At 65.3% G+C, this 23,979-nt stretch carries 17 protein-coding genes; 8 read left to right on the forward strand and 9 right to left on the reverse strand.

Annotated features, from left to right (window positions below; translation table 11 throughout):
* Nucleotide 1: 1 nt before the first annotated feature.
* Nucleotides 2-3,466, reverse strand: a complete 3,465-nt coding sequence (locus tag NLM27_RS24450) for an AAA family ATPase (protein WP_254145766.1) — start codon at nt 3,464-3,466, stop codon at nt 2-4.
* A gap of 136 nt (nt 3,467-3,602) precedes the next feature.
* Between NLM27_RS24450 and NLM27_RS24455 the strand changes: the two genes are divergently transcribed.
* The 4 genes from NLM27_RS24455 to NLM27_RS24470 all read left to right on the forward strand — a co-directional run bounded on the left by NLM27_RS24455 (nt 3,603) and on the right by NLM27_RS24470 (nt 12,343).
* Nucleotides 3,603-10,085 (forward strand): non-ribosomal peptide synthetase, encoded by a 6,483-nt coding sequence (locus NLM27_RS24455; RefSeq protein ID WP_254145767.1) that lies wholly within the window; start codon nt 3,603-3,605, stop codon nt 10,083-10,085.
* Nucleotides 10,086-10,227: 142 nt separating this feature from the next.
* Nucleotides 10,228-10,401, forward strand: coding sequence for a hypothetical protein (locus NLM27_RS24460; protein ID WP_254145768.1), 174 nt, complete (start codon nt 10,228-10,230; stop codon nt 10,399-10,401).
* Between the two features lie 233 nt (nt 10,402-10,634).
* Nucleotides 10,635-11,366: a 4'-phosphopantetheinyl transferase superfamily protein gene (locus NLM27_RS24465; RefSeq protein ID WP_254145769.1), complete on the forward strand. Its 732-nt coding sequence runs from the start codon at nt 10,635-10,637 to the stop codon at nt 11,364-11,366.
* Nucleotides 11,363-12,343, forward strand: a complete 981-nt coding sequence (locus tag NLM27_RS24470; protein ID WP_254145770.1) for an LLM class flavin-dependent oxidoreductase — start codon at nt 11,363-11,365, stop codon at nt 12,341-12,343. The genes NLM27_RS24465 and NLM27_RS24470 overlap by 4 nt, the downstream gene beginning before the upstream one ends.
* Nucleotides 12,344-12,510: 167 nt before the next feature.
* Here NLM27_RS24470 and NLM27_RS24475 read toward each other — a convergent pair whose 3' ends face one another.
* The 3 genes from NLM27_RS24475 to NLM27_RS24485 form a co-directional block, all read right to left on the reverse strand.
* Nucleotides 12,511-13,536 carry a histone deacetylase family protein gene (locus NLM27_RS24475; RefSeq protein ID WP_254145771.1) on the reverse strand — a complete coding sequence of 342 codons (1,026 nt, stop codon included), beginning with the start codon at nt 13,534-13,536 and terminating at the stop codon, nt 12,511-12,513.
* A gap of 195 nt (nt 13,537-13,731) precedes the next feature.
* Complete coding sequence (locus NLM27_RS24480) at nt 13,732-14,673, reverse strand: SMP-30/gluconolactonase/LRE family protein (protein WP_254145772.1); 942 nt, start codon at nt 14,671-14,673, stop codon at nt 13,732-13,734.
* A complete protein-coding gene (locus NLM27_RS24485; protein ID WP_254145773.1) occupies nt 14,630-16,705 on the reverse strand; it encodes a PQQ-dependent sugar dehydrogenase in 2,076 nt (691 codons plus the stop codon). Before NLM27_RS24485 ends, NLM27_RS24480 begins: the two co-directional genes overlap by 44 nt.
* Nucleotides 16,706-16,912: 207 nt before the next feature.
* Here NLM27_RS24485 and NLM27_RS24490 point away from each other — a divergent pair, with 207 nt between their 5' ends.
* Both NLM27_RS24490 and NLM27_RS24495 read left to right on the forward strand, forming a co-directional pair.
* A complete protein-coding gene (locus tag NLM27_RS24490; RefSeq protein ID WP_091884042.1) occupies nt 16,913-17,146 on the forward strand; it encodes a DUF6894 family protein in 234 nt (77 codons plus the stop codon).
* A gap of 9 nt (nt 17,147-17,155) precedes the next feature.
* Nucleotides 17,156-17,332 (forward strand): hypothetical protein, encoded by a 177-nt coding sequence (locus NLM27_RS24495; protein ID WP_254145774.1) that lies wholly within the window; start codon nt 17,156-17,158, stop codon nt 17,330-17,332.
* An 84-nt stretch (nt 17,333-17,416) separates the two neighbouring features.
* On the opposite strand, the gene NLM27_RS24500 is transcribed toward NLM27_RS24495, so the two are convergent.
* Entirely contained in the window at nt 17,417-18,190 is a 774-nt protein-coding gene (locus tag NLM27_RS24500) for an enoyl-CoA hydratase-related protein (RefSeq protein WP_254145775.1), read from the reverse strand.
* A gap of 141 nt (nt 18,191-18,331) precedes the next feature.
* Here NLM27_RS24500 and NLM27_RS24505 point away from each other — a divergent pair, with 141 nt between their 5' ends.
* Both NLM27_RS24505 and NLM27_RS24510 read left to right on the forward strand, forming a co-directional pair.
* Nucleotides 18,332-19,921, forward strand: coding sequence for a gamma-glutamyltransferase family protein (locus NLM27_RS24505; RefSeq protein WP_254145776.1), 1,590 nt, complete (start codon nt 18,332-18,334; stop codon nt 19,919-19,921).
* A 148-nt stretch (nt 19,922-20,069) separates the two neighbouring features.
* The gene (locus tag NLM27_RS24510; RefSeq protein ID WP_254145777.1) at nt 20,070-20,303 is read left to right on the forward strand and encodes a hypothetical protein; all 234 of its coding nucleotides are present in this window, start codon (nt 20,070-20,072) and stop codon (nt 20,301-20,303) included.
* 53 nt (nt 20,304-20,356) lie between these two features.
* Here the strand turns inward: NLM27_RS24510 and NLM27_RS24515 are convergent, their stop codons facing one another.
* The 4 genes from NLM27_RS24515 to NLM27_RS24530 are packed head-to-tail and all read right to left on the reverse strand — an operon-like array spanning nt 20,357 to nt 23,818.
* Nucleotides 20,357-21,643 (reverse strand): FAD-binding oxidoreductase, encoded by a 1,287-nt coding sequence (locus NLM27_RS24515; protein ID WP_254145778.1) that lies wholly within the window; start codon nt 21,641-21,643, stop codon nt 20,357-20,359.
* A 12-nt stretch (nt 21,644-21,655) separates the two neighbouring features.
* Nucleotides 21,656-22,387 carry an amino acid ABC transporter ATP-binding protein gene (locus tag NLM27_RS24520; RefSeq protein WP_254145779.1) on the reverse strand — a complete coding sequence of 244 codons (732 nt, stop codon included), beginning with the start codon at nt 22,385-22,387 and terminating at the stop codon, nt 21,656-21,658.
* Nucleotides 22,384-23,037 (reverse strand): amino acid ABC transporter permease, encoded by a 654-nt coding sequence (locus NLM27_RS24525; protein ID WP_254145780.1) that lies wholly within the window; start codon nt 23,035-23,037, stop codon nt 22,384-22,386. The genes NLM27_RS24520 and NLM27_RS24525 overlap by 4 nt, the downstream gene beginning before the upstream one ends.
* Nucleotides 23,038-23,059: 22 nt before the next feature.
* Nucleotides 23,060-23,818, reverse strand: coding sequence for an ABC transporter substrate-binding protein (locus NLM27_RS24530; RefSeq protein ID WP_254145781.1), 759 nt, complete (start codon nt 23,816-23,818; stop codon nt 23,060-23,062).
* Nucleotides 23,819-23,979: the final 161 nt, after the last annotated feature.

The raw sequence follows: 23,979 nt of genomic DNA on the forward strand, positions 1-23,979 counted from the left end.
GTCAGGGATGGGCCTGCTCACGGATGAGCGCGTCCGCGCCGAGCTCCCTGACCAGCTGCATCGCCTGCTTCAGGTCCGGCGTGTAGAAACCCTCGCTGAACCTGCCGACGATGGGCGCGAGCAGGAGGCTTGCAGGTTCGCGCCTGCCGGCCTGGTGCCACAGCCGCGCGAGACTGACGGCGGTGCGAAGCTCCCACGACAGCGCGCCCTGCTTGCGCGCGATCTCCAGCGACAGGCCGAACAGATCCTCGGCCTCCCCCGCTGACGCCGGGTCGCCGTCCGACAGCGTGATCTCGCCTTGCAGGCGATAGACTTCGGCGAGGTAGGAGTGATCGCCGGTCCGTCTTGCGGTCGCGAGCGCGCCGTCCAAGGCGCGCAAGGCGGCATCGCGCATCCCGACCTTGGCATAGGCTTCCGCGAGCAGACAGCGGAACCAGCATCCGGCGAGCCAGGAATCCATCGCCTCGTACTCGTCGAGGCCGAAGCGCATCTGGCTGAGGCCTTCGTCGGCTTCGCCGAGCTGAGCCAGCGCCCAGCCGCGCAGGATCGCCGCCTGCTGCTTCCAGTGCAGGAAATTGTGCTCGGTGGCGATGATCATGGCGCGGTTGGCGTGGTCGCGCGTGCCCTCTACGTCGCGCAAATGCTGGCAGAGATAGGCGCCGAACACGAGCGCGAAGGCAAGCGTGAAGGGATGGCGGATCTTCTCGGCATTCGCGATCGCCTGCTCGCTGTGCTGCCGCGCCGCGTCGGGCCGGCCGAGGAACCACAGGAGATAGCCGAGATAGGACAGCGAGACGACGCCGGGATCCGTGCCGTGGCGCTCCATCAGATCGGAGTGCAGATCGGGGCTGTAGAGGTTGATGCAGCGATGCAGATGATGCTGCGAGGCAGCGAAGCGGCCGCGATAGAGCATGGTCATGGCGATCGAGCGGTGCGCCTCGATCAGATATCCGGTCTGCTGCGCCGGGTGCGCCCGCTGGTTCAAGCGCTCGCGCTTGGCGAATCTCAACAGCTCGACGCTGAGATCGTGCGCGCGCGTGAGATCGGCGCGGATGAAATGGCATACCCAGAGCCCGCGCGTGGCGGCAAACGCCTTTTCGTCGTCGTCGAGCTGCTGGCCGAGCTCGAGCGCGCGGATGTAGTTCTCCTCGACCTCCTGCACGGCATAGCCTTTGGCGGCAATCAGCGCATTGCCGAGTGCGATCCGCAGCTCGAGCTCCATCTCGTCGGCGCCCTGCATGCGCGCATTGGCCTGCACGACGCTGAGGCCGCGACGCAGATGACCGATCGCTTCCAGATTGGCGCCGCTCTTGGCCGCCTGCTTGCCGGCCTTGAGCCAGAAGCTGGCGGCGCCCTCGCTCTGTCCGGATTCGGTCAGGTGATGGGCGAGCATCTCCGGTTCGCGCTCGGTCTTTTCCGGATACATTTCCGCGAGCACCTGGGCGATCCGGGAATGCAGCTTGCGGCGCTCGCTGTGCAGGAGGCTCGCATGCGCGGCGTTCTGGATCATCACGTGCTTGAAGGAGTAGAGCGCCTCGGGCGGATGGCCGCGGCGCATGATCAGCCCCGCCTCCTCCAGATGATTGAGCGCGGCCTCGATCTGTTCGGCGGGCGTGTTGGCGACCGCATGGAGCGTCTCGTAGGAAAACTCGCGGCCGATGGTGGCGCCGATCTGTGCGATCCGCTTGAACGGCCCCATCCGGTCTAGCCGCGCCATCAGCGAGTCGGTCAGGGTCGCCGGTATCGCCAGTTGCCGCCACGGCCCCGACAGCACGTAGCGCCCGTGCCGCTCGGTCAGGAGGTTGGATTCGAGAACGGTCTTGGTGAGCTCTTCCAGAAACAGCGGCACGCCGTCGGTCTTGACGATGATCTCCTCGACGACTTCCCTGGGCAGCTCTCGCCCCGCGACGCGCTCGACCAGCGTCGTGCGGAGCTGCCGGCTCAGGCGGTTCAGAACCAGGGTGGTGATGTGCGAATGCGCATTCCAGCTCGGCTGGAATTCGGAACGCGCGGTGATGATGACCAGGATCGGCCGGTTCTGCACCCGGTCGACCAGGAGGTCGATCACCTCGCGCGAGGTCGGGTCGATCCAATGCAGATCCTCGAACACGATCACCAGTGGCATCTCGCGCGCAAGGCCCAGGAGGTGATTGACCAGTGCCGCGACGGTCGCATCCTTCTGCTGTTGCGGCGAAAGGTCGAGCCGCGGATAGCGGTCGCCGGTCGGTATGGACAGCAGCGCGGCAAACAGCGACGTGACCTGCTCGATGTCGCCATGCGCGGTGGCGATCGCGGTCTCTAGGCTCGTCAGCGACAGCGCCGAGGCATCCTCGCGGTCGAGGCCGAGCGAGAATTTGAGCTGCTCGGCGAACGGATAGAACGCCGTGGACGTGTGGTAAGGCGAGCACTGCAGCGAGACCTGTCCATGGCGATCACCGGATATCCGCTCGAAGATTTCCTGAATGATGCGCGACTTGCCGATGCCGGGCTCGCCGAACTTGACGACGACCTGGCCGTCGCCGTCCCTGGCCTGCTGCCAGCGCCCCATCAGCAGCGCGATCTCCTCCTCGCGGTTGACGAGCGGCGTCAGCCGCGTGCCCATGGCGGCGGCAAAGCGGGTCTCCACCCGCGAGGCGCGCATCACGTGCCAGGCCTGCGCCTTCTCGGAGATGCCCTTCAAGTCATGGGCGCCGAGATCGCGGTAGTCGAACTTCCCCTTCAGCAGCGACTGGGTCGAGGCGGAAATCACCACGCCGTTGGGCGACGCCAGGCCTTGCAGGCGCGCGGCAAGGTTGACGGTCTCGCCGACCGCGGAGTCGCGCTCTTCGGTGCCCTGTCCGACGAGATCGCCGACCACGACGAGACCGGTCGCGATCCCGATGCGGACGGCTGGCGAGTGGCTGAGCGCACCACGCGGCTCGATCGCGCGCGCGCTCGACAGCACCCGCACGATCTCGAGCCCGGCGCGCACCGCGCGCTCGGCGTCGTCCTCATGTGCGGTCGGATAGCCGAAATAAACCAGGATACCGTCGCCGACGAAGCGGGCGGCGAAGCCCTCGTAATGCTTGACGACGCGGACACAGGTTTCGCGGAAGCTCGCGATCATGTCGCGCACGTCTTCGGGATCGAACTGCACCGAGAGCGAGGTGGAATCCACCATGTCGCAGAACATGGTCGTGAGCTGACGCCGCTCCGCGCCGACCTCCGCCCGCGTTTGCGGAGGCGCCACCACTGCCGGCGGATCGGCCGTTTCGGCCTGGAACAGCGCCGACATGGCTCGCTGAAGCCGCTTGCGATCACCGAGCGGCAATCCGAGCTCGACCAGATCCGACTCCGTCAGGTCCGCCATGACGTCGAGATCGAGTCGGTGCTGCGCGAAGAGATCGGTGTAGTGGCCGAGACCGATGCCCTCGAGCCAGCGCTTCAGCCCGCCCTCCGTTCCCGTGCCCGGCTCATTCTCCAGCATGGTGATTTCTGCCCGACCATCACTCCGTCGAAGGGCTTTGGACCCCTCAATCACAGATTTTGGGGGCCGAACTTCACCTCAGACTGGACGCGTTCCCTAAGTCTTGGGAAGAATAGCTCAATCAGATCAAAAGGGAATGGCGTTGTCGGACATTGCATCCGGAGCGGGAGAGGGATCGGAAGGCGCAGGCCCCGAAACCAAGTCCTTTGCCCATATCAGCGGCCTGCTCGACTTCCATGCGCGGAAGATGCCGGCGGCACCCGCGCTGCTCGCCCCGGGCCGGCCGCCCCTCAGCTTCGGCGCACTGGGCGAATTGATCCAGCAACTGGTCCGTACCCTGCGTGGGCTTGGCATCGGCCCCGCAGACCGCATCGCCGTTGCGCTGCCGCGCGGCGCCGACAGCGCGCTGGCACTGATCGCGGTCGCCTCCAGCGGTGCCTGCGTCCCCGTCAATCCCGATCTGACTGCGGACGAGCTGCAACGCTATTTCAGCGAATTGAAGCTGACGGCGCTCGTGACCCGGGCCGACATGAACTCACCAAGTCGTGACGTCGCCAGGGCGCTCGACATCGCGGTGATCGATTTCGTGCCGGGGCCGGCGAACGATCTCGGCGGCTGCGCGTTCATCGGTCCGACGGTCGGGCCGGCGACTGCCGACGTCGCCTCCCGCGGCGACGACGATGCGTTCATCCTGCTGACGTCAGGCACGGCGGCGCGGCCGAAAATGGTGCCGCTGACCCATCGCAATGTGTGCCTGTCCGCCTATAATGCCGGCCGCGTGCTGTCGCTCACCTCGCACGATCGCCTCCTCAACGTCCTGCCGCTGTTTCACGCCCATGGTCTGATTTCGGGCCTGCTGACGGCACTGGCCGCCGGCTCCAGCGTGATTTGCACCGACGGCTTCGACGCATCCTCCTTCTTCGGCTGGATGCGGGAGCTGCAACCCACTTGGTACACGGCGGTGCCGACCATTCATCGCGCGCTGCTGACCGCGGCCGAAGCTGATCCGGACCGCGTCCGGTCGTCGTCCCTGCGCGTGATCCGTTCGGCCTCGGCCTCGCTTGCGCCGGCGATCCTCGAAGGATTGGAAGCAAATTTCGGCGTACCCGTGCTGGAGACCTACGGCATGACCGAGGCGGCCTCGCAGATCGCGGCCAACCCGTTCGAGCTGCGCAAGGTCGGATCGGTCGGCCGCGCCGCGGGCCCGGAGATCGCAATCATGGACGAGGCCGGCCGCGCACTTGCGAGCGGCGCGCATGGCGAGATCATGCTGCGCGGGCCGAACATGAGCCGCGGTTACTATAATGACGATGCGGCGACAGAGGCCGCATTCCGCAACGGCTGGTTCCGGACCGGCGACCTCGGCTATCTCGATGCCGACGGCTACCTCTTCATCGTCGGCCGTATCAAGGACGTCATCAACCGCGGCGGGCAGAAGATCTCACCGCTGGAGGTGGAAGAGGTCCTGCTCGGCCATCCGGCGGTGCTTGAGGCCGGCGTGTTCGCCGTCCCGCACGAGAAGCTCGGCGAGAACGTTGCCGCCGTCGTGGTGTTGCGGCCGGACTCCGCGGCGGGCTCGGACCAGTTGCGCCAGTTCGCCCGAAAGCGGCTCGCGGCCTACAAGGTGCCGAGCCTGATCCGCAGTGTTACCGCGCTGCCGAAAGGCGCCAGCGGCAAGGTTAAGCGCAATGCGCTGGCCGAGCTGATCGCAACGATGGACGGCGACGACGAGGCCCGGTTGCCGCGCAACGCGCTGGAGACCCAGCTCGCTGCGATCTGGGCCGGTCTGTTGGAGCTGCCGCGGGTCGGCACCGACCAGGACGTCTTCGCGCTCGGCGCGGATTCGCTCGCGGTGACGCAGATGCGCTCGCGCCTGCGCGAACGCTTCAACGTCGACTTCTCGTTCGAGGACATTTTCGATTGCCCCACCGTGGCCGCGCTCGCCGCACGGCTCGGGACCGCCGCAAGCCGCCGCGAGGCGGGACAACCGGCCTGGCGTCGGGCGTCGGCCGCAGACGCGCCGCTGTCGTTCCAGCAGCAGCGGATGTATGTGCTCTCGCGGCTCGATCCGACCCGCTACAATTACAATGTCGTCGAAGTCGCCGTTCTCAAGGGCCAACTCGACGTCGCCGCACTTTCCGCGAGCGTCACCGCGCTCTGCGCGCGCCACGAGGCGCTGCGCTCGATCGTCGTCGAACGGCAGGGCGAACCGGCACAGCTTATGCTGCAATCGCCGCCGCGGTTCGAGCGGATCAAGCTCAGGCCGTGCCCGGCCGACAAGCGCGCCGTAATCATCAGGCGCGAGGCGCTCAAGCTCGCGCAATATCCCTTCGACCTCGCCCGCGAGCCGCCACTGAAGGTCACGCTGCTGTCGTTCGACAGCACGAGCCACGCGCTGGTGGTCAACGTCCATCACCTCGTCACAGATGGCTGGTCGCAACGGTTGTTCTGGGAGGAGCTTGCCGCCCATTACGTGGTCGCGCGCAAGCGGAGCGCCGCCGCGCTACCCTCGCCTACCTACCAGTATCGCGACTTTGCGCTCTGGCAGCAGAGCTGGGCGCAGACGCCGGCGGCCAAGGAACAGCTCGACTATTGGCGGACCCAGCTCGACGGCGTCACCACGCTGCCGTTACGGACCGACCGGCCACGGCCGGAGGTCTGGAGCGGTCATGGCGCCCGCCACTATCTCGAATTCTCCAGCACTCTGTCGGCCGATCTGCGCGCGCTGAGCCAGAACCAGGGCGTCACCCCGTTCATGACGCTGCTCGCGGCCTTCCAGTGCCTGCTGTTCCGCCATACCTCGCATGAGGATGTCGCCACGGGATCGCTGATCGCCAACCGCAACCAGATCGAAAGCGAGCGCCTGATCGGGCTGTTCGCCAACACGCTGATCCTGCGCAACGATTTTAGCGGCGATCCAAGCTTCGGCGACATGTTGCGGCGGGTGCGGCAGGTCACATTGGACGCCTACCGCAACCAGGACCTGCCGATCGAGGAGGTGCTGCGCGCGCTCCAGATCGCCCGCCGAACCGACGGCAATCCGCTGTTCCGGATCATGTTCATCCTCCAGAACGCCTCGATCGAGGCGGCGCGCTTCCCGGGCCTTTCGACGCGCCGGCTGGAAGTCGATCCCAAGGTGGCGCGCTTCGACATCACGCTCGAACTGGTCGAGGCCGACGGCCGCTTCACCGGGTTCTTCGAATACGCCACCGATCTGTTCGACGCCGGGACGATCGAAGGCATGGCGACCCAGTTCAAGACCCTGCTCAAGGCCGTCGTCGCCAATCCGGAGCAGCGCATCTCCCGCCTGCCGCTGCTGACCGAGGCCGAACGCCGGCAGTTGCTGGCGAAAGGCCGGGGCGTCGAATTCACCACGCGCGGCAATTTGTGCGAACGCTTCGATCGTCAGGTCAAGCGGACGCCGAACGCTGCTGCGGTGTCGGACGGCCGCACGTCCCTAAGCTATCGCGAACTGGCGCGCCGCAGCCAGGCGATCGCTCGATGGCTGGCCCGCGAGGGCGTTGGTGCCGAGAGCGTGGTCGCCCTGCTTGCGGCGCGCGGGCCCGACCTGCTCGCCGCAATGATCGCCGTGCAGCGCGTGGGCTCGGCGTTCCTCAATCTCGATCCCGACCAACCGCCGGCGCGGCTTGCAACCATCCTCGGATCGAGCTGTGCCCGCGTGCTGCTGACCGGACGGGCCCAGTCCGCCATGGTCGGGACGCTGCTCGATCCGCTGGTCGAGCGGATCCATGTCGCCGAGCTCGAAGACGTGATTGCGCCGGCGGCGACAGAGCCGGTCCGCACCGTCCGGCGCACCGCCTCGAGCCTCGGCTATCTCGTCTATACGTCCGGCTCCTCCGGCGCGCCGAAAGGCGTCATGATCGAGCAGCGCGGCCTGTCGAACCATCTGGCCTCGCTCATCTCCGAGCTCGGTCTCTCCACAAGGGACGTGATCGCGCAGACTGCGCCGCAGAGCTTCGTCATATCCGTCTGGCAATTCCTCGCCGGGCCCATGGTCGGCGCGCGCGTGCATGTCTTCGGCCACGCGATTGTGCAGGATCCGATCCTGCTGGCGCAGGAGATCGAACGCGAAGGCGTCACGGTGCTCGAGATCGTCCCATCGCTTTTGCGTGTCGTCGTCGAACGGATGAACGAGGCAAAGGTCCAGCGCGCGTTCTCCAAATTGCGATTGCTGATCTCGACTGGAGAGCCTCTGCCCGTCGACCTCTGCAACGCCTGGTTCGCCCGCTGCCCGAAAGTGCCGCTGATCAATGCCTATGGCGCGTCGGAATGTTCTGACGACGTCTCCCTGCATCGCCTGACTAGAACGCCGGCGGCCACGACGAGCAACGTTCCGGTCGGCGCGCCGCTGCCAAACACCCAGCTCTACGTGCTCGATGCAAACCTCCAGCCGCTGCCGGTCGGCGTAACCGGCGAGCTCTGCATCGGCGGCGCCGGCGTCGGCCGTGGCTATATCAACGATCCCGCGCAGAGCCGGCAGCGCTTTCTGCCCGATCCGTTCTCGCGCCGTGCAGGCAGCCGGCTGTACCGGACCGGCGACCTCGCCCGCCGCCGCGCCGATGGCACGATCGAATGCCTCGGCCGCGCCGACCATCAGGTCAAGATCCGTGGCTACCGCATCGAGCTCAAGGAGATCGAGACCGCACTGGTCGAGCATCCCAGCGTGCGCGCCGGCATCGTCGAGCCGCGCCGCGAGACGAGCGGCGATGTCAGGCTGGTCGCCCATATCGTCGCAAGGCCCGGCAGCACGAGCAGCGCCAGCGCGCTACGCGACTTCCTGAAGGGCCGACTGCCGGGCCATGCCATCCCGTCCGCCTTCCTGTTCCTGGATCAGGTGCCGCTCAACGCCCATGGCAAGATCGACCGATCCGCGCTTCTGGCGCCGGCGCAGCAGGAGGCATCCGGACCGGACGCGGCCGTGCCGGCACGGCGCTTTACAGAAAAGGTGCTCTCCGACATCTGGACCGACCTGCTAAAGGTCGAGAGCATCAGCGTCACCGACAATTTCTTCGATCTCGGCGGCCACTCGCTGCTCGCGGGACAGGCAATGGCGCGCCTCAGCCGCGCGCTCGGGGTATCGCTGCCGATCAAGACCATCTTCGAGGCCCCCACGATCGAAGAGCTTGCCCGTCGGGTCGACGAGGCCGTGGCGGCGAAGCCGCACAAGCCTGGCGCAAGCGGCCCAAGGCTGGGTGAAAAATGGGCGGCTGAAACAAGGCAGGTTGCAACGAGGCTGGCCGAAGGCGGTCCTCCGGCGCTCTCGATCGCGCAGGATCAGATGCTGCGGATCGAACAGAACCTGCCGGGGTTGCCGCTCTTCAACCTGCCCTTCGCCTTCCGCCTCCAGGGACCGCTCGATCCGGCCGCCCTGGCGCAGGCGATCGACGATGTCGTCAGCCGGCACGAATCGCTGCGAACCGCATTCGGCTGGAACGGCGAGGAGGCCGCCGGCCACATCGTCGCGGCCGACACAATCGGCCGTGTCCTGACCGTCGAGACCATCGGCGGCGGTCATCCCCATAACAACAAGCGGCGCAGGGCGCTCGAGCTCAGGAAGATCGATCTCCTGATCGAGCAGGAGACCTTTACCCCGATCGACACCACGCGCGCGCCGCTGCTCCGCGCCCGCTTGTTGCGACTCCACGACGATGACCATGTGCTGCTGCTGACGCTGCATCACGCCATCGTCGACGGCTGGTCGATCGGCGTACTGTTCGAGGAATTGTCCAATCGATATGCGGCGCTGGCCGGATATCCGTCGGCGCCGCTGCCGACATTGCCGCCGGCCTTTTCGGACGTCGCGCGCTGGCAACGCTGGTGGTGCGGCACCGACGCGGCCCGCCGCCAGGCCGTCGACTGGAGCGAGAATTTGCGCGGCGCAGGCCCCATCTTCGACGGCGAAGCAAGCCCGGGCGCATCCAGCGGACATCACCCGGTGAGCCTCGAGCGCGAGCTGATCGGCAGGCTCACGGCTTTCGCCGGCCGGTATAACGCCACCCAATTCATGTGCCTCCTCACCGGCCTGAAGGCGCTGCTGCTGGCGCGAACGGGCCGCACCGACATCGTGGTCGCCACCGCCATGGCCAATCGCGCCCAGCCGGACATCGACCGAATCGTCGGCCCGTTCGAGAACACGGTGATCATCCGCACGCAAATCACGCCGGAGCTGTCGTTCGCGCAAGCCTTGGCGCGGGTGCGCCAGAGCGTGCTGGATGCGCATGCGCGGCAGGAGCTGCCGTTCAACATTCTGGCCGACCATCTGGAACGGGAGGGAATCGATCCGGCCTCGCTGCTCCAAGTCTATTTCACCCTGCAAAATCCGCTGCGCCAGCCGCTCGATCTGCCCGATCTCGCCACAGAGTCGATCGGCAACATCGCGCGCGAGGGCCAGCCGGTGCTGCCGATCGACCAGACTTGGCTGTCGCTGATGCTCAAGGAGCGCCCGACCGGAATCACAGGCTCATGCAATTACAAGGACGAGCTGCTCGACGGCCGCATGGTCGGCGCGTGGATGAAGGATCTCGTCGCGCTGCTGGAGGCCGCCGTCGCCCAACCCAACATGCCGCTCGGCCGATTGCTCGCTCGCAGGGCGGCATGACCGGCCGTGCCGGACGGGCCCATATGGGTTCACTCGTCAAAGCTGTGAATGAGCAAGTTGCATCTTGATTATTTTGGCGCCGCCGCGCAAGATTATTCCCGCGTTTTGGATTTGGACGATTATTTTCAACCGGGGGAGTGTTATGGGTTTCATCAAATTTGCCAAGGGTACCTCGTTGAGCGACAAGGACCGCAAGGCCCTCCAGAAGCTGCTCACCGCCGAGAAGAAGAAGCTTCAATCCGCGCTGAAGGACGTCGACGCCAGCCTTTCGATGCTGAGCGGATCGAAGAAAGCCAAGAAGAAGAAGAAAACGTAAGGCTCGTCGGCCGGGACCCCGTACGAATCTTGGACTCTGGTTTTCGGAGCTAGGCCGCTTGCGCGTCGAGTTTGGGTCTCGCGCAAGCTTGCGCCTGTAAACCGGCCTGCAAATCGACAAGAATTTGCCCGGGTGTACCGCTAGGAGCGGTCCGCTCAGGCTGCTTCTTGCTCACTTTGATTCTTCCGTCGGGATCGGGGATTTGGCCTCGTCCGACGCCAAAGGCCCATTTGATGGCAGACGACAGAATTGAACTCTTCGTCGGACTGATCGAAACCGTCGACGCGCCGGGCGCGGTCGATGCGTGCCGGCGTCTGCTCTCGGTCGACGAACGGATCCGGGCCGACCGTTTCATGTTCGAGCGGCATCGACGGCAGTACATTTTCGCGCACGCCATGCTGCGCATGGCGCTGTCGCAGGTCGCCTCCAACGTTGCGCCTACCGACTGGTCCTTTGCGGCCGGCCGTTACGGTCGGCCGTTTATCGCGGCGCCCAAGACTTCGGCCGCACTGCATTTCAGCCTGTCGCATGCCGACGGCTGCGTCGCCTGCGTCGTGTCAAGGCATGAGGCCGTCGGTGTCGACGTCGAAACCGTGTCCCGGCGCATCGCGCCGTTATCCACGGCGCTTCGCTTCTTTGCGCCGGAGGAAGTCGAAACCTTGCGCGGACTGCCGGAGCCCGCCGCGATCGAGCGCTTCTTCGACTATTGGACGCTCAAGGAGGCCTATCTGAAGGCCAGGGGTTTTGGGCTCAATCTGCCGCTCGATGCATTCGCCATGCAGGTGTCGCACGAAGCGATCGAGATCAGCTTCAAGCCTGATATCGCCGACGATCCGCAAGGATGGCGCTTCTCGCTGTGCTCGCCATCCCCCTCGCACCGCCTCGCCATCGCCGACGGCTCCCGTGCGGACGGCGGCCTTCCCATCAGCCGCAATACCTGGCCGCTCCGGGAAGCGGCGGAATGACGACCTCGCGGCTGCGCGTCTTTCCGGCGATTTCACGCAACCGCGATCCCAAGACATATGTCGGCGAGCTGATGCGGGTGGCCCGGTTCGCCGACCACAACGGCTTCGAAGGCATCCTGCTGTTCGAAGGCAACGACGTGTTCGTCGAACCCTGGGCGATGGCCCAGCACATCATGGCGGAGACGGCGCGATCTTCGCCGCTGATCGCCGTCAATCCGGTCTACATGCATCCGTTCACCGCGGCGAAGTTCGTCTCGTCCTTCGCGCAGCTCTACGGCCGCAAGGTCTATCTCAACATGATCACGGGAACGGCGGTCAGCGATCTGCAGGGGTTGGGCGATGACGCCTCCCATGCCGACCGCTACGTGCGTCTCGGCGAATTCGTGGTGCTGGTGCGCCAGCTGCTCGCAAGCCCGCGTCCGGTCAATTTCCAGGGCCGATTCTATCACGCCAGAAATCTGCAACTGCGACCGCGCCTACCGCCCGAGCTGATGCCGGAATTCCTGATCGCGGGCCAGTCGGAAGCGGCGCAGCGCGTGGCAAGGGAAACCGGCTGCATCAAGATGCAGATGCTGCCGCCCAACCTCGATCGCGGGCTCGATGCGCCAGGCATGAATTTTGGGATTTTCGCCCGCGAGAAACGCGACGAGGCGCGGCAGGCCGCGAGGGCCCGCTTTCGCGACAATGTCGACGATCGCGAGCTGCTCGCGCTGACCGTGGAGAACAGCGACTCCGTGTGGAAGCGGCGGCTGTATGAGGGGCAAAGCGGCGAACTTCACGACAACGGCTACTGGCTGCTGCCGTTCCTGACCTTCCAGGCCGACTGCCCCTATCTCGTCGGCAGCTACGCCGAGATCGGAGCGAAGCTGAAGCAGTTCGCGGCGAAAGGCCTGACCACGATCATGCTCGACATGGTCGCCGACGAGACCGAGATGCAGCACGTCTGCAAGGCGCTCGCGGCGAGCGGGATGTTTTAACTACTGATCGCACTGCATCGACATCGTCATTGCGAGGAGCTCGCGACAAAATTGCGAAGAAATTTTGCGCTAATGCGACGAAGCAATCCAGACTGATGCCGGGGAAAGATTCTGGATTGCTTCGCTTCGCTCGCAATGACGGAGAATGACGATCAATTCAGCGAAAATCACCGCGCCTCTTCAAATCCTGCCAGCACCGAGGTCAGGTTCGCGCCCAAAATATCCGAGAGATAGCCGCCCTCCTGCACGAACACGGTCGGCAAGCCTATCTTCGCGATGGCCTGGCCGATGCGACGGAAGCCCGGCGTGGTGACCGCCAATCCCTTCAGTGGATCGTGCTCGGAGGCGTCTAAGCCGAGCGCGATGACGAGCGCGCCCGGCGCAAACGACTCGATCGCCCTGCGCGCGACGTCCAGCGCCAGCATGTAGGCATCATCGCCGGTGCCAATGGCCAGCGGGATGTTGAGATTGGCGCCGAGGCCAGGCCCCTCGCCGCGCTCATGGGCATAGCCCCACACGTATGGATAATAGGCAACTGGATCGGCATGGATCGAGATCGTGTAGACGTCCGGCCGCGCGTAGAAGATTCCCTGGGTGCCGTTGCCGTGATGGACGTCGACGTCGAGGATGACGACGCGCTCGTGCTTCTGGCGCAGATGCGCCGCCGCGATCGCGCTGTTGTTGAGGAAGCAGAAGCCGCCGGCCATGTCGCGATAGGCGTGATGGCCGGGCGGACGGCAGAGCGCATAGGTCGCATCCTCGCCGTCCATCACCATCTGCGCCGCCGTGACTGCGACGTCGGTCGCGGCACAGGCGGCGGCCCAGGTGCCCGGGCCGATCGGCGCGGCGGTGTCGGCGGTGTGCCAGCCGAGCTTGCCGACGATGTGCGTCGGATAGGTCGCAGCGTGGCGCACCGGGTGGATGTTGCCGATCATCTCCGGGCCGGAATCGCCGAGCGCCGTCCAGGCGTCCCAGGCTTCGCTCAGAAACGACAGATATTCCGGGCTGTGAATGCGCGCGCGGGGGCCCTGCCCGAATGTGGTCGGCTCGACGAGCTGATGCTTGCCGTCCTTCAATCCCTTGAGCAGACGGTCGGCGCGCTCGGGCTGCTCGGTGGTGCGCTTGACGACACCGCGAACCAGGAAGAATTGCGGATCATGACTGCGGTGCAGCTCGGTATGGACGGCTTTCACTCCAACACTCCGTGGTCGCCTGCATTAGACTCTAGTTTTAACGCGTTTTCTTTACGCGAACCGGTATCCACTTCGCTCGAAAACGCTTCAATAGTGCCACAGATGTCTTGATCCCCGCGGCGGCCAGATGCAAGCAAGAAGAACGCCGCACCTGTCGCGCGGCCCTGCGCGAGAAGCAGATCGGCCGATCATGCCCTAGCAGCGGCCGCGCTGAAGACAATGCTCGCGGCCGGGCTGATCGGTGCGGAAGGATTCGATGAAGCCGCCCTGACGCTGGGTGACGAAGACGGTCTTGCCGTCGCCGCCGCCGAAAGCGAGATTGGTCGGCTCCTTGGCCCTCAGCGCGATCTCGCGCTCGACCACGCCGTTGGGCTTCATCAGTACGATCGCGCCTTTGAGAATGCGCGCCACATAGAGGCGGCCGGTGACATCGGTGCGCAGGCCGTCAATCGTGTCGGGCTGGAACGACTTGACGAGCTTTGCGTCGACGAGGTCGTTGCCCCGGATGCCATAGGACCAAAGCTGGCCACTGCTGGATTCGCCGACATAGAGCGTCTTGCCATCCGGGCTGAGATCGATGCCGTTGGTGGTGCCCATCGCGCGCGGCGCCGACATGATCTGCCCCTGCACCGTGCCGTCGGCGCCCTTCGCAACGCGCCAGATGTGGCCCTGCCGACCCTTCCAGTTCGGATCGCTCGCATAGATCGTGCCGTCGCGTGCGATCGTGATGTCGTTGGGCTGGTTCATCTCGTCGGAGTGAAACCAGACGGCCGGCTCTGTCGCTCCCTTCGGAATCGCAAAGATGTTGTGCTTCTTGTAATCGGCAATGAACATGGTGCCGTTCCGATCGAAACGGATGGCGTTACCGACGCTGCCTTCGGGCAGCACCGTGAATGGCTCGGACGCCGCGCCGCCGACTGGCAGCCTGCCGATGGTGCCGGGCTTGCCGAGATTGACCACGAAGAGGTTGCCGTCGAGGTCGCCGGCGGGTCCTTCGATGCCGAAGGTATATTCACCCGCGGGCGTCACCTGTGCGCTTTCGAACAGCTTCGTTTCCGCCTGGGCGGACGAAGTCGCGACGACGAGAAGGATGCTACTGCACAGGCACCAGAAATTCCTGCCGGATGTAATAGCCATCGTCGTCGGTGCACTCGCCGTTCAGATAGGGATCGGCCGGCCGGAAGAACCGGCTGAAGCCGGGTTTGTCTACAGCGCTCCTTTGTGTCACGACCACGACCTTGGCGGCCGGTATTTCGCCGCATTCCTTGTTGGTCCTGCCAAAAAACTTGCGCTGCGGCGGGCCGGACTTGATCCGCATTCGCGTGCCCGGGACCATTTTCGCAACGAGCAGGTCAGCGGTGTCGAGCAGCCGCGTGTAACCCGGCTCGGCCTTCGGCAGGCTTTCGCCGCCCGGCGGCATCAGCTTCTCCGCGCCGAGACCGCGCAGCCGCGTACGCAATTTGCCGGCATCAGGGTCGCCGGGATAGATCCACCCGTCCTGCGACAGCATGAAACGGAGAGCAGCTCCGTCCTTGTCCGCCTCCGATTGGCCCGGCTTCAGGCCGAATTCCGAGTGGCAGCCGACGCAATGCTTCTCGACCAGGCCCTTGCGCAGGGTGGTGAGCCGGACGCTGTTCTGTGCGTCTCGCGCCACGAACGCCGCCAGCTGATCGATCATCGCCTGGCTGCGCATGTCGCAGGGCAGCGGCGGCGGCGCATCGCCCGCCGCGCGATCGATGCGGATCACGGTCTTGTTCTTGTCCTCGACCAGCCAGATTGCGCCGTCTTCCGCCACCGTCATGCCGACCGGGGCGCCTTGCGGTCGTGCGCCGTTGACGCGGTGCCAGCCTGCGATCAGCTCCTCGAACGGTGCGGCAGCGACGTCGCCGCGCTCGGTCTGAAAGCTGCGGGTCGGGTCGGCGGCGCAACTGACGTGGTAGTGCACCGGCCCCGGGCTTGTCTTGGGGAAGCCGTGGTCGTCGACATCGTAAACGAGGACGCGGCTGCCGGTCGGGCGATAGCCGTGCAGGCCAACCAGCAGCTTGCCGTCCAGCTCCGGAAATCTGGCGCCGTGATAATAGAGCATCGCAAGCGGCGCGCCGTGCGGTGGCATCAGCGAGAGCGGCGGCTTATAGAGCGCATTGGCCGTGCAGAACGATTTGTACTGGCCCGATTGCAGGACGCTCCTGAATTCCGGACTCGGCGTCGACACATCGTAGCAATAGGGCCAGCCATAGTGTCTGCCCTGCTCGATCGCGTTGATCTCCTCGTTCGGCTTGAAGATGTCGGGCAGGTCGCGGCCGTTCTCGGCTTGCAGGAAGGCGTAGCCGGCTTCGGGAAAATTCGGGTGCAGCGCCAGCGCCATCGAGTTGCGCAAGCCACGCGCATAGACGATGTGCGGCGGGTCGGGATCCTTCGGCGTCAACGCCGGGAAGACGCCGCCTGCAGGCGGCGTGAACAGCCAGATCGATGCCATCGCCGAAGCGCCCTCGGCGGCCGCACAAGGCCTCGTGATTGGCGCCGGCGTGACGCAATCGTCGCTGTGCGAGCCGATATTGACGAACAGCCGCCCCTTCCGGTCAAAGGCGAACTGCTTGAACGGATGCGCGCTCTCGTCGAGCCTGGTGCCGTCGGGCAGACTGATCCGCCGACCGGGCAGGTGACGGATGACGGTCTCGACCGTGCCGCGCGGATTGTCGGCGAGCGGGTCGAACCGGAAGATCGTCTCTGCGGTCGAGGCATAGAGCTTCCTGTCGGGGCCGATCACAAGGCCGAACGGATACTCGACGCCGGTCAATAGCTCCCTGAACCGCCGGCCCTGGGGCGCGTGTGGATCGAGCAGCAGCAGCCGTCCATCGGTGTGGCCCCAGCCGCCAATGTCGGCCACGACGAACAGGTCGCGGCCCGGCACCTGGATGATCGAGCGGGGGAATTTGAGGCCATCCTGTTCGCTGGCGACGAGGCCGGCGCAAAATCCCGCCTTCATGTCGAGCTGAATCCTGGGAAAGGCCAGATCGCCGCTGCCGCAGGTGGCCGTGCCGATCGCATAACCGCTCTTCCTCACCGCTTCGGACGACGCTTCCGCTCCAATGCCGAGCAGCGTCCCGGCGACGACAGCCGCAAGCAGGCGGAGGCGTCGGCCGCCACGCCAGAATGTAAGGTAGTTCACGGCAGCTCCCCCGGATTCCCGGTAAGCTTGTTCCATGCCGCCGAAGCGCCGTCCAGTTGATGCTCACCCGCCTGTGATCAAACCTGAAACGGCGTTCGCACCGACCAATCTCCGTAAATTCCCTTACCGGGTTCGACCCGAATGTTTCGCGAATGCCTCGGGTGGTATCAGTTTGCCATCCCAATCGCTCCCCTACAGGAGGGGTAAATGGTCCAGGTCTACTTTCACTGCTCGAATACCGAGGGCACCCTGATCGATCGCTACGGCGCCGCCGTCTCCAATCTCACCGAGGCACGCGACCGCGCCGCCCAGATCATGCGGTCGATGATCCTGACGCCGAGCAACGAGGATTGGCGCGACTGGGTGATCCATGTCAGCGACGACGACGGCGAGGAGATTTTCGATCTTCCCTTCACCGCCATGCTCGGCAAGCCGCATTGAGGTGATGCCATGTTGATCGCTTCCCTGAGCCTGCTCCGCCAGCCCCTGAGCTTCGTCGCCACCAGATGGCAGACCCTGATGAGGGTCGCAGGCAACCCGTACCGCCCCGAGCTTCACTACATGCGCGGACCGGGCCCGAAATGGCGCGCCAAGTACCAGGCCAGCCGGCTGGACCGCTCGCTCTGAGACCGGGGGCCGCCCCTTTCGGCGAACCACTGCTCCAAACTCGTCATGCCCGGGCTTGTCCCGGGCATTTGCGTCTTGGCCCCCTCAATGCCCAGTGAACCTCGCCTTGCGCTTCTCGACGAAGGCATTGCGGCCTTCGATGGCGTCGGCACTCTTGCGGATCGTGGCCTGAAGCTCGATCTCGCGGCGGAATTGCGCTTCATAGGTCGCATGCTCGCTTTCCTCGACGAGCAGGCGCGTCGCGACCAAAGCGCGTGTCGGCCCATCGGCGAGGCTCCGCGCCAGGATGAGCGCCTCCTCCATCAGCTTGGCATCGTCGACCACCTGCCGCACCAGGCCGATCTCTTCGGCACGTTCGGCCGTGAGCGGTTCATTCAGCAGCATCAATTCGAGCGCGCGCTGCCGACCGATCAGGCGCGGCAGCAGCCAGGTCGAACCGAGATCGGGCACCAGAGCGATGCGGCTGAAGACCTGGATGAAGCTCGCCGACCGCGCCGCAACAATGATGTCGCCCGCCATGGCGAGGCTGAAGCCGCCGCCGGCCGCCACCCCGTTGACGGCGACGATGACGGGCACGCGGCATTCGCGTAGCGCCTTGAAGGCCGGCCAGTAGAAGCGCATGACGCCGGCCGCGATATCCTCGCCGAGCGCCTCCGATGCCTTCAAATTCTGTCCTGAGCAAAAACCGCGTCCGGCGCCGGTGAGGATCAGGGCGCGGATGCCTTCATCCCGCGTCATCTCGGCGACGGCAGTGGCAAGTGCGCCGAGCAGGTCCGGCGTCATGGCGTTCAAGCTGGCCGGCTCGTCGAGCGTCAAGATCCCGACCGCGCCATCCCGCGCCTGTTTCACACCAGCCATGTCGCGCCTCCCTTTCGATGTTCTCGTTGGTCGCAATGTGCCATTCTTCGCGCGCCCGACCAATCGCGGAGCTTCAACGCCAGCACAACGACGCAAGACGATTGAAGCAAGACAACTGAAGCCGGAGATCAAGACGACATCATGCCTCATCAGTTCAGCCTCAACCAAGCCGTCCGCAAACCCGCCGTCGCATCCAAAGGCGGCATTGTCGCCTCGCAATCGCGGCGGGCGGCTGAAGTCGGGGCGCAGGTGCTGGCCGAGGGCGGCGACTGCGTGGACGCGATCGTCGCGACCACCTTTGCCCTGAACGTGCTGGAGCCCTGGAACAGCGGTATCGGCGGCGGCGGCGCGATGGTGCTCTACCGCGCCAAGGAAAATCGCTACGAAGTGATCGATTATGGCATGTGCGCGCCGCAGAGCCTGCGCGCCGCCGACTATCCGCTCAGTGGCGAAGGCGCCGCCTCCGACCTCTTCCCCTGGTCGCGGGTGAAGAACGATCGCAACATCCATGGCCCCGGTTCGATCGCCGTGCCCGGCGTCGTCGCCGGAATGGAAGAGGCGCATCGCCGCTACGCAAGAATGCCGTGGAAGGATCTGGTCGCGCCGTCTGCCGCGCTCGCCGGTGAAGGCCTGCTGGTCGATTGGTGGACCACGCTGACGATCTCGGGCTCGGCCGCCGATCTCAGGCGCTATCCCGCAAGCGCGGCCGCATACCTGAAGGACGGCCTGCCACCGAGCGCGCCATGGGGCGTCAAGTCCGAGACGCGGCTGCCGCAGGACACGCTCAAGGCGACGCTGTCACATCTTGCCGAGGCCGGCCCCCGTGATTTCTACCAGGGCGATCTCGCCAGGAGTATCGCCTCGGACGTCAAGGCCGACGGCGGCTCGCTGTCGGTGGAGGATCTCGCCGCATTCCGCGCCCATCTGCGCGAACCGCTGGCGATCCCTTATCGCGAGGGCAAGGTGTTTGCGACGCCGGAGCTCACGGCAGGGCCGACGATGGCACATGCGCTGCGCCTGTTGCAGCAGAGCTTGACGCCCGCAGGCGCGCCGGATGCCACCGCCTATGTCGAATATGCACTCGCCTTGCAGGCAGCCTTCCGCGAGCGGCTGAAGGACATGGGCGATGCCGACGGCAAGCGCTCGCTCGGCGCCGAATATCTTGCGCCCGCCTGCACCACGCATTTTTCCGTGGTCGACCGTCACGGCAACATCGCGGCGGTGACGCAGACGCTGCTCTCGTCCTTCGGTTCGAAATATGTGACGCCGCACAGCGGTATCACCATGAACAACGGCATCATGTGGTTCGATCCGACGCCGGGCACCACCAACTCGCTCGCATCAGGCAAGCGCTGCCTTTGCAACTACACGCCTGTTATCGCCGAGACCAAGGACGGCAAGCGCCTCGCCGTCGGCGCCTCCGGCGGCCGTCGCATTCTCCCCTCGGTGATGCAGCTCGTGTCCTTTGCGATGGATTTCGGCATGGATCTCGATGCCGCCATCCATCAGCCGCGCATCGACGCCAGCGAAGGCGCGATCGTGATCGGAGACGCCCGACTGCCGGAAGACGTACGCAAGACGCTGGCTGCACGCTTCGACTACGAAGAAAGCCAGGTGCAGGCCTTGCCGCAGAAATTCGCCTGCCCCAGCGTGGTGATGCGCGAGGGCGACACGAATTTCGGCGCGGTCGAGATCTTCCAGCCCTGGGCTGACGCGGTGGCGGAAGACTGAGCTCGCGCGGGAGATGATGCCAGCGCGCTTTGAGCCCTCGGGCTATTACGCATCTGCACGAGCGTCACGACTCCTCCACATTCGCAGGGAACTAACGCTCCCACGGTTCGTTCGCTGAACGGACAAGTGCGCTCGCTCCGTGGAGGACATGATGAAGAAACTTGCGCTCGCCGCGTCGCTGATCATTGCGGCCGGCTTCACATTGACAAGCCCTGCACTGGCCAAGGGTGGCCATGGGGGCGGTCATGGCCATGGTCATGGCCATGGCCACAAGATGAGCCATTACCACCATGGCACCCCGCCGGGATGGTACCATGGGCGCAAGGTCGGCTGGCGCGGTCACGGCTGCCCGCCCGGCCTGTGGAAGCAAGGCCGCTGCTGACGCTCAATATCTTCCAATGAAAGGCGTCGCCCTCCTGAGGGGGCGGCGCCTTCTCATATGCCGAGCCGGTCGCGCACGCGGCCCGCGATCACCGCGGTCGTCACCCCGACCGGCCAGAACGCGTGCATCGGGATCGGCTTGATGCCGGTGACCGGCATGTCGATCTCGGCCTTGGGGCCGCCAATCAATCGGCGTGCGAGCTGCGCGCCCATCGCGGTCGAGAGCGCGACGCCGCGGCCGTTGCAGCCGAGCGAGATCAGGATGTTCTCCGCGGGCTCATGCACATGCGGATAATGGTCCTTGGTGATGGCAAGCCTGCTGTTCCAGCCATGCGTCCAGGCGACGCCCCTCAGCTGCGGCCATAGCCTCTCGGCATAGCGCATGAGATAAGCGACGTCGGACGGCGAGTTGATCCAGCGCATCGGGCCGCGTCCGCCCATCAACAGGCGATTCTGCTGATCGATACGGTAATAGACCGTGATGTGTCCGCTCTCGTAGAGGACGGAGCGCGTCGGCATGATCGCACGCGCAACCTCCTCGGAGAGTGGCGCAGTGGCGGCGATCGAGGAGAACACCGGCACGACGGTACGCCGGAGCGCGGGCCAGAGATCGTTGGTAAAACCGTTGGTGGCGAGCAGGACTTTCTCAGCACGAACCACGGCGCGTGGCGTCTCGATGCGCCAGCGGCTGCCCTCGCGGCGCAGTGACAAGGCCGGCGTCTCACCAAAAACCTTGGCGCCGGCGGAGATCGCGGCGCGCGCGAGGCCGCGGGCGTAGCTGAGGGGGTGCAGATCGCCGCCGCGCGCGTCCAGCATGGCGCCGATATAGCGATCCGTGCCGGTCATCTCGCGCAGCTGCTCGCGGTTCAGGTACCTCACCGGCATGCCGCGCCGGATGCATTGCTGCGCGGTCTTCTCGATCGCGGCAGCGCTGGCCTCATTATAGGCCGCGCGCAGCGTGCCGTTCTGCCGCGCCTCACACGGGATCTGGTAGCGACGGATCAGGTTGTGGGTGAAATTCGTGGTGCCGTAGGAAAAGTCGATCATGCGGCGACCGAACTCAGCGCCGAAATCGGCCTCGATCTGATCGGGGTCGTGCTTCAGGCCCGGATTGGTGTGGCCGCCATTATTGCCCGACGCGCCCCAGCCCGGCTCCTGCGCTTCCAGCACCAGCGCCTCGACGCCCTGCTCTGCCAGATGCAGCGCCGTGGACAGGCCGGTGTAGCCGCCGCCAACGATCGCGACGGAAACGGTCTTGTCGACATCGAGTGGCGGCGTTGCGACCGGCGCGACGGCAGTGTCGGCATAGAGCGAGGGCGGCAAAGGCAGGCGCGTCGTCATGGCAAGTTCCGGTCAGAGCGGATGCAGCACGCGGCGCAAAAAATCCTGCGTGCGCGGATGCTGCGGTTGATTGAGCAGCGCCCTGGCCGGCCCCTGCTCGACGATGACGCCGCCATCGATGAACAGCACGCGGTCGGCGACGTCGCGGGCAAAGCCCATCTCGTGGGTGACGACCACCATGGTCATGCCGTCGTCAGCGAGCTTGCGCATGACGCCGAGGACGTCGCCGACCAGTTCGGGGTCGAGCGCCGAGGTCGGCTCGTCGAACAGGATCGCCTTCGGCTGCATCGCTAGCGCCCGCGCGATGGCAACGCGCTGCTGCTGGCCGCCGGAGAGCTGCGGCGGATGCGCATCGGCCTTCTCCGCGAGCCCGACCTGGGCGAGCAGCGCGCGGCCGCGCTCCAGGGCCTGCGCACGCGGCTCCTTCTTCACGAAGAGCGGCCCCTCGATCACATTCTCCAGCGCCGTGCGATGCGGAAACAGGTTGAAGCGCTGGAACACCATCGAGACCTGGGTGCGGACGGCCACGATCGACGGCGCGTCGCGGTCGACCTTGAGACCTTCGACGCTGATCTCGCCGCGGTCGTAGCTTTCGAGCCCGTTGATGCAGCGCAGGATGGTCGACTTGCCGGAGCCGGAGGGGCCGATGATGCAGACCACCTCGCCCTTCTGAACGGCGGCCGTGATGCCCTTGAGCACCTCGACCTTGCCAAAGCTCTTGTGGACGTCGCTGAGCTCGATCATCGCTTGCCGGCCCGCTTCTCGAAGTGACGAACCAGCAGGATCAACGGAATGCTCATGGTGAGGTACATCAGCGCCACGAGCGTGAAAACGCTGGTGTTCTTGAAGGTGGAGGACGCGATCAGCTTGCCTTGCAGGGCAAGCTCGGCGACCGTGATGGTGGAGGCCTGCGAGGAATCCTTCAGCATCATGATCATGACGTTGCCGTAGGGTGGCAGCACGATGCGCACCGCCTGCGGCAGCACCACGCGGCGCATGGTCAGCCACCAGCCCATGCCGATGGACTGCGCCGCCTCGATCTGCCCCTTGTCGATCGCCTCGATGCCGGCGCGGAAGTTTTCCGCCTGGTAGGCCGAATAGGCGATGCCGAGCCCGAGGATTGCGGCTTGCAACGCTGTGAGTGTGACGCCGAGATCCGGCATCACGAAATAGAGGTAGAACAGCAGCACGATGATCGGGATGCCGCGGATCACGTTGACCAGGCTGGCGCTGAGCATCGACAGCGCCTTGATGCCGGAGACCCGCATCATCGCCCAGATCAGGCCGAGCACCGTCGAGAGCAGCAGCGAGCCGATGGTGACGATGATCGTCAGCGCGACGCCGTTCATCAGGATCGGGAAGAACTCGACGGTGTCGTGCCAGAAGCCTTTCATCGGAAAGCCTAGTCTCTACCGATCAACCCTGTGCCTTCAGGCCCCATTTGTCGAGGATCTTGTCAATGGTGCCGTTGGCCTTCAGCTTCGCGAGCGAGGCGTTGATCTTGCCGAGCAGCGCAGCTTCGCCCTTGCGCACGCCGATGCCAACCGAGCCGACGGTGACGGGCTTGTAGCCGTCGACGAGACGCACCTCGGGGAAGCCGCCCTGCTTCAAATTGTAGGCGAGGATCGGATAGTCGGCGTAGCCGGCCTTGAGGCGGCCGGTGTTCACGTCGCGCAGGATGTCGGGGATGGTGTCGTACGCCTTGACCTCGGCGAACAGGCCGGTCTTCTTCAGCGCGTCGACGAAGGCGGTGCCGACCTGGGCGCCGACCGTCTGGCCCTTGAGATCATCCTGCGTGGCATAGGCCTTGGTGTCGCTCTTCGGCACCACCAAGCCTTCGCCATAAGTGTAGATCGGGTCGGAGAAGTCGACGACTTCCTTGCGCGGCGCCGTGATGAACATTGCGGCCGCGATGATGTCGATCTTGCTCGAGGTCAGCGACGGGATCAGCGCCGAGAACTGCATCGGCTCGATCTGCACGTTGAAGCCGGCATCCTTGCCCACTTCAGTCACGAGATCGACCATGATGCCCTGGATGGTGTTGGTCTTGGTGTCGAGGAAGGTGAAGGGAATGCCCGTTGGTGTCGAGCCAACCTTCAACACCTGCTGCGCCGAAGCCGGCGCCATCGCTGCCAGTGCGAGTGCCGCCACTGCGGCCAGACCAAAACGCTTCATCGCATCCCCCTTTTGGGCTTGGCCGATGACGGCGCTCGCCGCATGTCGTGATCAGACGTTGCGGGCCAAGCCGTTTCGGCCTATTTTCACCAATATGAAAATTTGGTCACACTTTCACGACCGATGCAAGCGGTTTTCATGCACATGAAGGAAGCGGTTTG

It is taken from the genome of Bradyrhizobium sp. CCGB12 (genome assembly GCF_024199845.1).
In the GTDB taxonomy this organism is placed as follows: Bacteria; Pseudomonadota; Alphaproteobacteria; order Rhizobiales; family Xanthobacteraceae; genus Bradyrhizobium.